Source organism: Ralstonia sp. OTU4908 (assembly GCF_038440115.1).
GTDB lineage: Bacteria > Pseudomonadota > Gammaproteobacteria > Burkholderiales > Burkholderiaceae > Ralstonia > Ralstonia pickettii.
In genome coordinates, this window is sequence record NZ_JASATD010000005.1 from 38947 (window position 1) to 50534 (window position 11588).

General features: G+C 64.4%; 11 protein-coding genes. All 11 read left to right on the forward strand.

Going from position 1 to position 11588, the window contains the following annotated elements; translation table 11 throughout:
• The first annotated feature begins 109 nt into the window (after positions 1-109).
• The 11 genes from AAHM38_RS06240 (at position 110) to clsB (ending at position 11567) form a co-directional block, all read left to right on the forward strand.
• Positions 110-772 carry a ubiquinone biosynthesis accessory factor UbiJ gene (locus tag AAHM38_RS06240; RefSeq protein ID WP_012761153.1) on the forward strand — a complete coding sequence of 221 codons (663 nt, stop codon included), beginning with the start codon at positions 110-112 and terminating at the stop codon, positions 770-772.
• Positions 769-2346 (forward strand): ubiquinone biosynthesis regulatory protein kinase UbiB, encoded by a 1578-nt coding sequence (ubiB, locus tag AAHM38_RS06245; protein WP_009239137.1) that lies wholly within the window; start codon positions 769-771, stop codon positions 2344-2346. The genes AAHM38_RS06240 and ubiB overlap by 4 nt, the downstream gene beginning before the upstream one ends.
• A gap of 23 nt (positions 2347-2369) precedes the next feature.
• Complete coding sequence (locus tag AAHM38_RS06250) at positions 2370-2999, forward strand: methyltransferase domain-containing protein (protein WP_012761154.1); 630 nt, start codon at positions 2370-2372, stop codon at positions 2997-2999.
• A 232-nt stretch (positions 3000-3231) separates the two neighbouring features.
• The gene (locus AAHM38_RS06255; protein ID WP_037027599.1) at positions 3232-4671 is read left to right on the forward strand and encodes a sodium:solute symporter family protein; all 1440 of its coding nucleotides are present in this window, start codon (positions 3232-3234) and stop codon (positions 4669-4671) included.
• 252 nt (positions 4672-4923) lie between these two features.
• On the forward strand, positions 4924-5265 hold the full coding sequence (locus AAHM38_RS06260) for an FmdB family zinc ribbon protein (RefSeq protein WP_116575859.1): 342 nt from the start codon (positions 4924-4926) through the stop codon (positions 5263-5265).
• Positions 5266-5295: 30 nt separating this feature from the next.
• A complete protein-coding gene (locus AAHM38_RS06265) occupies positions 5296-6033 on the forward strand; it encodes a DUF502 domain-containing protein (protein WP_012761157.1) in 738 nt (245 codons plus the stop codon).
• 98 nt (positions 6034-6131) lie between these two features.
• Positions 6132-7958 (forward strand): aspartate--tRNA ligase, encoded by a 1827-nt coding sequence (gene aspS / locus AAHM38_RS06270; protein ID WP_116575908.1) that lies wholly within the window; start codon positions 6132-6134, stop codon positions 7956-7958.
• Between the two features lie 147 nt (positions 7959-8105).
• A complete protein-coding gene (locus AAHM38_RS06275; RefSeq protein ID WP_116575860.1) occupies positions 8106-8966 on the forward strand; it encodes a hypothetical protein in 861 nt (286 codons plus the stop codon).
• A 102-nt stretch (positions 8967-9068) separates the two neighbouring features.
• A complete protein-coding gene (gene nudB, locus AAHM38_RS06280; RefSeq protein ID WP_116575861.1) occupies positions 9069-9554 on the forward strand; it encodes a dihydroneopterin triphosphate diphosphatase in 486 nt (161 codons plus the stop codon).
• Between the two features lies 1 nt (position 9555).
• The gene (locus tag AAHM38_RS06285) at positions 9556-10302 is read left to right on the forward strand and encodes an endonuclease/exonuclease/phosphatase family protein (protein WP_037027591.1); all 747 of its coding nucleotides are present in this window, start codon (positions 9556-9558) and stop codon (positions 10300-10302) included.
• On the forward strand, positions 10299-11567 hold the full coding sequence (clsB, locus tag AAHM38_RS06290; protein WP_116575862.1) for a cardiolipin synthase ClsB: 1269 nt from the start codon (positions 10299-10301) through the stop codon (positions 11565-11567). Before AAHM38_RS06285 ends, clsB begins: the two co-directional genes overlap by 4 nt.
• The last annotated feature ends 21 nt before the right edge of the window (positions 11568-11588 follow it).

An 11588-nucleotide genomic window follows, 5' to 3' on the forward strand; every position in this document is an offset into this window, starting at 1 on the left:
CAACATTCCCCGTAAAATAGGGTCCGACCGTCTGGTTCGGGCCCTTTTTGTTGCCCGCCGCTAGCCCGCTTTTTGCTGCTTTCTTGCTGTTTTTGCGCACCGTCACCGCATGTCCTCGACAGCCACTTCGTCTCCGTCTTCGTTTCCGCTCGTGCTGATGCAGCCGCTGCTGCTCGCGCTCAACCATCTGCTGCGCCAGGAGCCCTGGGCGCAGGAGACGTTGCGGCCCTTCGCAGGCCGCGTGGCGCGCTTTGACCTGGCGCCCATGTCGATGACGTTGCAGGTGGACGCCGCCGGCCTGGTGACCGCTCCCCCGCCTGATGTCGAACCGGCTGTGACCGTTGTCGTGCCGCTCGCGGCCGCTGCCGGCGATTACGCCACGGGCGGGCAGGCCGCCGTGCTCAAGCACGTGCGCATCGAGGGCGAGGCCGAGTTCGCCAACGTGTTGTCCACCCTGCTGCGCAATCTGCGCTGGGATGCGGCGGAAGATCTCTCGCGCCTGTTTGGCGATGTCATCGCGCAGCGCATGGTGAGCGGTGCGCAGGCCGCCCGCACTGAGGCCACGCGTGTCAGTCGTTCGCTGGCGGAATCGGTGGCGTCTTACCTCACGGATGAGCAACCGACGCTTGTCCGCCATGCGCGCCTTGCGCAGTTCGCCGACGATGTGGCCGCACTGCGTGACGCCGAAGCGCGTCTGGTCAAACGGCTGGAGCGGCTCGAAAAACTTCCACGACCGGCCACCCGGATCGCACGTCAGGGTGAATCGGCATGACGCGCTTCTTCCGGTTGGGCAAGATCGTTTTCGTCATTCTCTATTACGGGCTGGATCAACTCGCGTTGTCGGGCTTCAAGAGCCGCCGCATTCGCGCGCTGGTCTGGTTGCTGACGCTGGGCCGCAAGCCGAAGCTGCCCCGCGGCGAGCGCCTGCGCCTGGCGCTGGAGCAGCTTGGGCCCATCTTCGTGAAGTTCGGGCAGGTGCTGTCGACGCGGCGCGATCTGCTGCCGCCGGATGTGGCCGACGAATTGGCCAAGCTGCAGGATCGTGTGCCGCCGTTCGACCCGAAGGTGGCCGCCGCCATCGTGGAGAAATCGCTCGGCAAGCCGCTCTCGGCGCTGTTCCATCGTTTCGATCATCACCCTGTGGCGAGCGCGTCGATTGCACAGGTGCATTTCGCCACGTTGCGCGGCGGCCCCTATGATGGTCGCGAGGTGGCGGTCAAGGTCTTGCGCCCGGGCATGCTGCCTGTGATCGACAGCGACCTCGCGCTCATGCGGGATCTCGCGACCTGGATCGAAAAGCTGTGGGCCGACGCCAAGCGCCTGAAGCCGCGCGAGGTGGTCGCCGAGTTCGACAAGTACCTGCACGACGAGCTGGACCTGATGCGCGAGGCGGCCAACGCCAGCCAGCTGCGCCGCAATTTTGCCAAGTCCGATCTGTTGCTGGTGCCCGAGGTGTTCTGGGATTGGTGCACGTCTGAAGTGTTCGTGATGGAGCGCATGCACGGCATGCGGATCTCGCACACTGAAGAGCTGCGTGCCGCCGGTGTCGACATGCACAAGCTCGCCCGCGACGGCGTGGAGATCTTCTTCACGCAGGTCTTTCGCGACGGTTTTTTTCATGCCGACATGCACCCCGGCAACATCCTCGTGAGCGTGGCACCCGAGACGCTGGGCCGCTATATCGCGCTGGATTTCGGCATCGTCGGCGCGCTGTCGGAGTTCGACAAGAATTACCTCGCGCAGAATTTCCTGGCGTTTTTCCAGCGCGACTACCACCGCGTGGCGGTCCTGCACATTGAGTCCGGCTGGGCGCCGGAAGAGACGCGCGTGGAAGAACTGGAAGGCGCCATCCGCGCGTGCTGTGAGCCTTATTTCGATCGGCCGCTGGGTGAGATCTCGCTGGGTCTGGTGTTGATGCGGCTGTTCCAGACTTCGCGCCGCTTCAATGTGGAAGTCCAGCCGCAGCTTGTGCTGCTCCAGAAGACGCTGCTGAACGTCGAAGGGCTGGGCCGCCAGCTCGATCCGGATCTGGACCTGTGGAAGACGGCCAAGCCGTTCCTCGAACGCTGGATGCACGAGCAGATCGGCTGGCGCGGTTTTGTCGAGCGACTGAAGGTCGAGGCGCCGCAATGGGCCAACAAGCTGCCGGACTTCCCGCGCCTGGTGCACCAGATTCTGGATCGCCACTCCCGCGAGGACGGCAATGCGCAGACCGCGGCGCTCACCGCGCTGCTTGCCGAGCAAAAGCGCACGAACCGGCTGCTGTCCGCCGCGCTGCTGTTCGTCGGTGGTTTCGCGGTCGGCATTGTCGCGACGCATGTGCTGGCCTGGATGGCCCGCTACTGATTTGCTGTCAACTTTCGAGCGCCATGGCCGAACCGCCCGTCTTTCAATCCCGCGACGCCGCCGATCCCGCCTTCTGGGACGAGCGGTTCAGCCGCGAGCACACCCCATGGGACGCGGCCGGTGTGCCTGCCGCATTCCAGCAATTTTGTGAATCGCAGCCTGTGCCGCTTTCCACCTTGATCCCCGGTTGCGGCAGTGCCTACGAGGCCGGCTGGCTGGCCGAGCGCGGCTGGCCGGTCACGGCGATCGACTTTGCACCGAGCGCCGTGGCATCGGCCAGAGCCGTGCTGGGCCCGCACGCCGACGTGGTGGAAATGGCGGATTTCTTCGGCTTTTCGCCGGCTCGCTCGGTGCAATGGATCTACGAACGCGCATTTCTGTGTGCGATGCCGCGTCGGCTGTGGCCCGACTACGCCGCGCAGGTGGCGAAATTGCTACCGCCGGGCGGGTTGCTTGCGGGCTTCTTTGCCGTGGTGGAAGGCCGCGAGGCGGTGCCTAAGGGGCCACCCTTTGAAACCACGCAGCCCGAGCTGGATGCGCTGCTGTCGCCCGCGTTCGAGCGCATCAGCGATATACCCATTGCCGAGGCAGACTCGATTCCGGTGTTCGCGGGGCGCGAGCGTTGGCAAGTCTGGCGGCGCCGCGCTGATTGATCTGTCTACCCGGCCAGTGTTGGTGCGAAGCAACATGGGCCATGGTCAGGGAAAAGCCTGCCCGCGCCCGTTGCGGGCCGTCGCACAAAAATCTGGCAATCGGGGCGGCATTCGTGGTCGCACCGATGCCCCGGCGCGCAGTCCCATCGCTATAATCCGGCCACTTTGCCCGGCGCCCCCGGGGCCCAAAACCGGGCCACCATGGGGTTTTCCTGCTTCTTTCCGCGCTGCCATGCTGATCTGGTTTGTCATTGTTTACTGGGTGATTTCGGTCGGGATCGGCCTCTGGGCGGCGCTGCGCGTGCGCAATACCGCCGATTTCGCCGTGGCTGGCCGCAGCCTGCCGTTCTACGTCGTGACCGCCACGGTGTTCGCCACCTGGTTTGGCTCCGAGGCGGTGCTCGGGATTCCCGCAGAATTTCTCAAGGACGGCCTGCACGGTGTGGTGGCCGATCCGTTCGGTTCGTCGTTGTGCCTGGTGTTGGTGGGTCTGTTCTTCGCCAAGCCGCTGTACCGGATGAACCTGCTCACCATTGGTGACTTCTATCGCAACCGCTTTGGCCGCGTGGCCGAAACGCTGACCACGCTGTGCATCGTCGTGTCGTACCTGGGCTGGGTGGCAGCGCAGATCAAGGCGCTGGGGCTGGTGTTCTACACCGTGTCTGACGGCGCGGTTTCGCAAGACCTCGGGATGATGATCGGCGCGGGCAGCGTCCTCGTTTACACGCTGTTCGGCGGCATGTGGTCGGTGGCGGTGACGGACTTCATCCAGATGATCATCATCGTGATCGGCATGCTGTACATCGGCTGGGAAGTGTCGGGTCAGGCCGGTGGCGTCGGCACGGTGGTGGCGCACGCGGCGGCTTCGGGCAAGTTTTCGTTCTGGCCGGCGTTCAATCCGATCGAAATCATCGGCTTCGTGACGGCGTGGATCACCATGATGCTCGGCTCGATCCCGCAGCAGGACGTGTTCCAGCGGGTGACGTCGTCGCGCACGGAGCGCATTGCCGGCACAGCTTCGGTGCTGGGCGGCGTGCTGTATTTCATGTTCGCGTTCGTGCCGATGTTCCTGGCCTATTCCGCCACGCTCATCGATCCGCAGATGGTGGCAAAGTACATCGATACCGATTCGCAGATGATTCTGCCGAACCTGGTGCTGCAGCATGCGCCGATCTTTGCGCAGGTGATGTTCTTCGGCGCGCTGCTCTCAGCCATCAAGAGCTGCGCCAGCGCGACGCTGCTCGCGCCGTCCGTGACGTTTGCCGAAAACGTGCTGCGCCCGTTGTTGCCGAACATGGACGACAAGCGCTTCCTGCGCGTCATGCAGGCCGTGGTGCTGACGTTCACGGTGCTGGTGACGCTGTTTGCGCTGAACTCGCACCTGTCGATCTTCCACATGGTCGAAAGTGCTTATAAGGTAACGCTGGTGGCTGCCTTCGTGCCGCTGGCCTTTGGCCTGTTTTGGAAGCGCGCGACGAAGCAGGGTGGGCTGCTGGCGATTATCGTGGGCCTCGCGGCATGGATCTGGTGCGAAGTGTTCCTGCCCAATGCGATGCTTCCGCCACAATTGGTTGGCCTCTTGGCCAGCTTTGGCGCCATGGTCCTGGGCTCGCTCGGCCCGCAGTGGATCGAGAACCGCGCGCCGACCACGAAGGCGGCTACGCAAGCCTGAGCGTCTTGTCGAGGGCGTGCGCGGTGTGCCACTTTGTCGCACATCGCCCTCGCCCGCGCCGAATCTGCGGTCTGGAATTCCCTCAAAAGGGTTTATAATTCAAGGCTTTGCGCGCCAGCACTTGTATGGCGCGCAGTTGCCCCAATCTTGCGTAAGCCCGTGCGTGTGCGTAGTTCCCGCATCGCGTTCGCGGTATGCGCGGGCAATCCCAATCGCTTTCTTGTCATTTGTTTGCTCCTGGGTGAGGACACCATGCCGATCTATGCTTATCGATGCGACGCCTGCGGCCACGCCAAAGATGTGCTGCAGAAGATGAGCGACGCTCCGCTGACGGATTGCCCCGCATGCGGCGCGCCGGCGTTCAAGAAGCAGCTCACCGCTGCAGGCTTCCAGCTCAAGGGATCGGGTTGGTACGTGACGGACTTCCGCGGCGGTTCCGGTGGTGCATCGGCTGCCGCAGGTGGAACCGGTACGGCTGCCAAGACGGATGCCGCAGCGCCGACCGCACCGGCTGCGTCGTCGGACAGCGTGTCGTCCAGTGCCAGCGCGCCGGCTGCGTCCGGTGGCTGCGGCACGTCCTGCGCTTGCCACTGATTGCATCGCTTACCTTTTGGTCCATCGCCCATGAAACAGAAAACTAGCGCACTCAAGACATGGTTCCTGACCGGTCTTCTGGTGCTTGTCCCGCTCGCGATCACGCTGTGGGTGCTGTCGCTCATCATCGGCACGATGGACCAGAGCCTGGCGCTGCTGCCGTCGGCATGGCAGCCGGATCAGCTGTTCGGGCGGCGCATTCCTGGCGTAGGCGCGATTCTCACGCTGGCGTTCATCCTGATCGTGGGCGTGCTGGCGCACAACTTCATCGGCCAGAAGCTGGTGCTCTGGTGGGAAGCGCTTGTCGGCCGCATTCCCGTGGTCGGCCCGATCTATTCCAGCGTGAAGCAGGTGTCGGACACGCTGCTGTCGTCTAACGGCAATGCGTTTCGCAAGGCGCTGTTGGTGCAGTACCCACGTGAAGGCTCGTGGACGATCGCCTTCCTGACCGGCCGCCCCGGAGGTGATGTCGAGAACCACCTGCAGGGCGAGTACGTCAGTGTGTACGTGCCGACCACGCCGAACCCGACGTCGGGTTTCTTTCTGATGATGCCCAAGGCCGACACCATCGAGCTGGACATGACGGTGGACGCTGCGCTCAAGTACATCGTGTCGATGGGTGTGGTGGCGCCTGAAGCGCTGCCGCGCCGCATGGACCCGCCCGATGCCTCTCAACAGACGGAGGACCGGTCGCCGGCTCAAGGGCCGCGCGACCCTTCGAATCCGACCGCGCTGCCTGCAGAAGGCGGCGCCATCGCGGCACCCTGAGCCGGCGATACGAACGAAGTCAATTCGACGCCGCCCCCCCCCGATCAACTTTCACGCGCGACGCTTTCTTGGCGGCGCGCTTCGCGGAAAACCACAACATGCAAATGCGTACTCAATACTGCGGTCAGGTCACCGAACAACTGCTCGGCCAGAGCGTTACGCTGTCGGGCTGGGCCCATCGTCGTCGTGACCACGGTGGCGTGATCTTCATCGACCTGCGCGACCGTGAAGGTCTGGTACAGGTCGTGTGTGACCCAGACCGCCCGGAGATGTTCAAGGTGGCCGAAGGTGTGCGTAACGAGTTCTGCCTGCAGGTGAAGGGCGTCGTGCGCGCCCGCCCGGAAGGCACGACCAACGCCAACCTCACCAGCGGCAAGGTTGAAGTGCTGTGCCACGAGCTGACGGTGCTCAACGCTTCGGTCACGCCGCCGTTCCAGCTGGACGATGACAACCTGTCGGAAACCACGCGCCTGACGCATCGCGTGCTGGACCTGCGCCGCCCGCAGATGCAGTACAACCTGCGCCTGCGCTACAAGGTCGCGATGGAGGTGCGCAAGTACCTGGACGACAAGGGCTTCATCGACATCGAAACGCCGATGCTGACCAAGAGCACACCGGAAGGCGCGCGCGATTATCTGGTGCCGTCGCGCGTGAACGCCGGCCAGTTCTTCGCGCTGCCGCAGTCGCCGCAGCTCTTCAAGCAGATGCTGATGGTGTCGGGCTTCGACCGTTACTACCAGATCACCAAGTGCTTCCGCGACGAAGACCTGCGCGCCGACCGCCAGCCCGAATTCACCCAGATCGACTGCGAAACGTCGTTCCTGAGCGAGCAGGAAATCCGCGACCTGTTTGAAGAAATGATCCGCACGGTGTTCAAGAACACCATGTCGGTCGAGCTGGACGCTAAGTTCCCGGTGATGGAGTTCCGCGAGGCGATGGCCCGCTTCGGTTCGGACAAGCCGGACCTGCGCGTCAAGCTGGAGTTCACCGAGCTGACCGATGCCATGAAGGACGTCGACTTCAAGGTGTTCTCGGGCCCGGCCAACGCAGAGGGCGGCCGTGTCGTGGCACTGCGCGTGCCGGGCGGGGCGTCCCTCTCGCGTGGCGATATCGACGCCTACACAAAGTTCGTCGAAATCTACGGTGCCAAGGGCCTGGCCTGGATCAAGGTCAACGAAGTGGCCAAGGGCCGCGACGGCCTGCAATCGCCGATCGTGAAGAACCTGCACGACGCGGCTATCGCCGAGATCTTGAAGCGCAGCGGCGCGCAGGATGGCGACATCCTGTTCTTCGGTGCCGACCGTGCCAAGGTCGTCAACGATGCGATGGGCGCGCTTCGTCTGAAGGTCGGCCACTCGGACTTCGCCAAGAGCACCGGCCTGTTCGAAGACGCCTGGAAGCCGCTGTGGGTGGTGGACTTCCCGATGTTCGAGTACGACGAGGAAGACGCCCGCTGGGTGGCCATGCACCACCCGTTCACGAGCCCGAAGGACGAGCACCTGGAATACCTGGAAACCGACCCGGGCAAGTGCCTGGCCAAGGCCTACGACATGGTGCTCAACGGCTGGGAAATCGGCGGTGGTTCGGTCCGGATCTTCCAGGAGGAAGTGCAGAGCAAGGTGTTCCGCGCCCTGAAGATCGGCGAGGAAGAAGCGCGTGCCAAGTTCGGCTTCCTGCTGGACGCGCTGCAGTACGGCGCGCCCCCGCACGGCGGCATCGCCTTCGGCCTGGACCGCATTGTCACGATGATGGCCGGTGCAGATTCCATTCGTGATGTGATCGCCTTCCCGAAGACGCAGCGCGCGCAGGATCTGCTCACGCAGGCACCGAGCCCGGTCGACGAGAAGCAGTTGCGCGAACTGCACATCCGTCTGCGCGCTGCCGAGGCAAAGGTCGCTGCACCCACGGCTGCAACGACCGCCTAAACGCCCGTTATCGCGCTTTACGACAAACCGCGCCGCCTGATAAGGGCGGCGCGGTTTGTTTTTGGGCGCTTGCATTGGGAACATTGCGTGCTAAACCGAATCTTTCGTTTCTGTCACGTTGGGTGACAACGAAGGAGGAGTGCTTAGATGGACTACATCGACTTTGCGCGCACATGGGTGGTCGCACACGCCGAGTTTCTGTTGACGTGTTTGATTGCCGCGCTGGTGGTGATACTGCTGGCGTGGATCGAGATTCGCCGTGCCACCCGGCGTGCCGCCATGGCGATGACCGAGGCCGTGGCCACCACGGTGGCAGCGTGCGTGCCCGAAATTGCGGCAGCGGCGCAGACCGCACATCCTGGGGCACCTGCATCGGCGGCATCTCCCGGGTTGGTTGAGGCGATGCGCGCGCTGGGTCACCTCGCTGCGGAACGGATGCACTGGCTGCATGCGGTCGCCAACCTGCGTTTGCCTGAGACGGCCTTGCCGCCGGCGGCACCGGGCATGCCCGTGCATCCGCTCGTATACGACACGCCGCGCCCGCTGGCCGAGGCTCACCTGGCGGCAGAACGCCGTTTTGCCGATCACGCGCGTGTTTTGCAGGCCGAACGCCGCGCCCTGCAAGCGCTGGAGACCGCAGAGCGCGAGGGCACCAGCGAATTGCATCGCATCGAGCGAGAGACCTCAGCCATCGTTGAACGTTTCGACCAGGCCAACGCGCAATCGGAGCAGACCGATGTGCAGCGCTTCCTCATCCAGAAATTCAACACGCTTGGCAATCGCGAACGCGAGTTGACCACGCAGCTCGCCGCGCTTCGCCAACAACTCGGCGAGCGTACGGAGGCGTTGTGGGCGCAATCGCAGCGCGCGGCCGATGACTATGCTGCGATGCTTGATCCGCTGCTGGCGGTAGCCCGTTGCAAGCTTGGTCATGAAACGGCGACGGACGAGACGGCACTGTGGCTCGCCCGCGCCCGCGCCGGACAAGGGCCGCTGCGCGCGGTTTGATTGCTGTCACGGCAGCACAGCGAGCGTCACGGTGGCACGCTTCTGGCTGCGGTAAGCTATGGCCTTGCAGCGCGATCGCGCCGTCCATCGAAGCACGCCCCCATGCCGCACAAGATTCCCGTTTCCGTTCTGGTCGTCATTCACACGCCCGACTTGCATGTGTTGGTGATGGAGCGGGCCGATCATCCGGGCTTCTGGCAATCCGTGACAGGCAGCTGCGATGCCCTCGACGAACCGCTGGCCGACACCGCCCGCCGGGAGGTGCTGGAAGAAACCGGCATCGACGCAGCCCAGCATCATCTGATCGACTGGGGCCACCAGATCGAATACGAAATCTACCCGCGCTGGCGGCATCGCTACGCGCCGGGCGTCACGCGCAACACCGAGCATTGGTTCGGCCTGCTGGTGAGCGGCAAGGTGCCGGTGCGGATGTCGCCGCGCGAGCATGTGCAGGCCGAATGGCTGCCCTATCAAGATGCCGCCGCGCGGTGCTTCTCGCGCAGCAACGCCGAAGCCATTCTGCAGTTGCCCGAACGCCTCGCTGCCTATCACGCGCGTCAGGCGGCACTGACAAAGGACCAAGCCTGACATGCTGCGTTTGCGCGTTGCCACTTACAACATCCACAAGGGCGTGACGGGCATTGCGCGGCGTGTGCGCGTGCATGACGTGCGGCAGGGTCTGCACACCATGGACGCCGACATCGTTTTCCTGCAGGAGGTGCAGGACCGCAACGACCGTCTCGTCGCCGCAGAACTGTTCGACCCGAATTACACGCAGCTGCGCTACCTTGCGACGGACGTCTATCCGCACACCGTCTATGGCCGCAATGCCGTCTACGAGCACGGGCACCACGGCAACGCCATTCTGTCGCGGTTTCCGATCCTGCTGTCGGAAAACTTGGATATCTCCGACCACCGTTTCGAGCAGCGCGGACTGCTGCACGCCGTGACCGATCTCGGCTTCGGCGAGGTGCATCTGCTGTGCGCGCACTTCGGCTTGTTTGCCCGCAGCCGGCAGAGGCAGGCGGAGGCGCTCGTCGATCGCGTGCGTTCGGTCGTGCCACCCGATGCGCCGCTCGTGGTGGCGGGCGATTTCAACGATTGGAACAACCGGCTCGATCGCACGATTTGCCAGGCGCTGGGGGCGACCGAAGTGGCCGACAAGGCCGCCGATGCGCGCCCGGTCCGCACCTTCCCCAGCCAGATGCCGTGGCTGCGGCTGGACCGCATCTACGTGCGCGGTTTTGACATCGAGCGTGCGCATGCGCTGACCGGCCGCGAATGGGCGCAGCGCTCCGATCACGTTCCCCTGCTAGCTGAACTGGCGCATCCATGAGGGTCGTGCGCGATGCGGGTCCGCTGCGCTCGGAGTGGCGGCGGGGTAAGCCCCTGCCCGGCAACGACGTCGACCTGCTGTGCGGTGGCGCTGAATTCTTCCCCGCACTGATCCAGGCCATCGATGCTGCGCAGCGCCGCGTCGCACTCGAGACCTACATCTACACCGACGATGCCACCGCCCACAGCGTGACCGAGGCGCTCGCCCGCGCGGCGCGGCGCGGCGTGGATGTCCACCTGACCCTCGACGGCTTCGGCACCGGCCTGCTGCCCGCGACCATCGCCACGATGCTGAAAGAGGCGGGCGTGCGGTTGCGTATCTATCGACCGCTGCGCGGTTTCCGCCTGCAACGCCGCCACCTGCGACGGCTGCATCGCAAGATCGCCGTCATCGATAATGACGTGGCGTTCGTGGGCGGCATCAACATCATCGACGACCTAAACCACGCGCCATTCAACGACACCGCGCTGGGGCCGCGTTACGACTTTGCGGTGCGGGTGCAAGGGCCACTGGTCGCGCAGATTGCGCTGACCGTCGACCGGCTCTGGTGGCAGATGGGCGTGCGCGCCGGCATGCGCGAGGTGGGCGTTACGGGCGTCGCCGCAGAATTTCCGGTGATCACCGATACGCCGCGGCCACGGCATCGAGGCGCATCCGGCCAGGAAAGCGAGCGCGCACCGGGCAACGTATTGGCCTCGCTGGTGCTGCGCGACAACGTCCGCAACCGGCGGGCGATCGAACGCGAATATCTGCGCGCGCTGGGCGCCGCACGACAAGAGGTGATCATCGCCAACGCGTACTTTTTGCCCGGTGTGCGTTTCATGAGGGCTCTGGCTGCATGCCGACGGCGCGGTGTGCGCGTGCGCCTGTTGCTGCAAGGGCAGGTTGAATACCGGCTGCAGCACTATGCAACGCGTTCGCTGTATCACATGCTGCTGCGCGATAACGTCGAGATCCACGAATACACCGCCAGCTTCCTGCACGCCAAGGTGGCCGTGGTGGATGATCGCTGGGCAACGGTCGGCTCGAGCAACATCGACCCATTCAGCCTGCTGCTTGCACGTGAAGCAAACGTGGTGGTGTGGGATGCGACCGTCGCCAACGAACTGCGCGCGGCACTCGAAGATGCCATCGCCCGTCACGCACGCCGCATCTTGGCGGATGAGCATGCCGCGCGCCGCTGGTGGTGGCGCTTCGCAGATTGGTGCGCCTATCGGCTCGTGCGCCTTGGCGTGGTCATCAGCGGGCGCGCGGCGCAGTACTAGCGGTACCGTTACAGACCTACA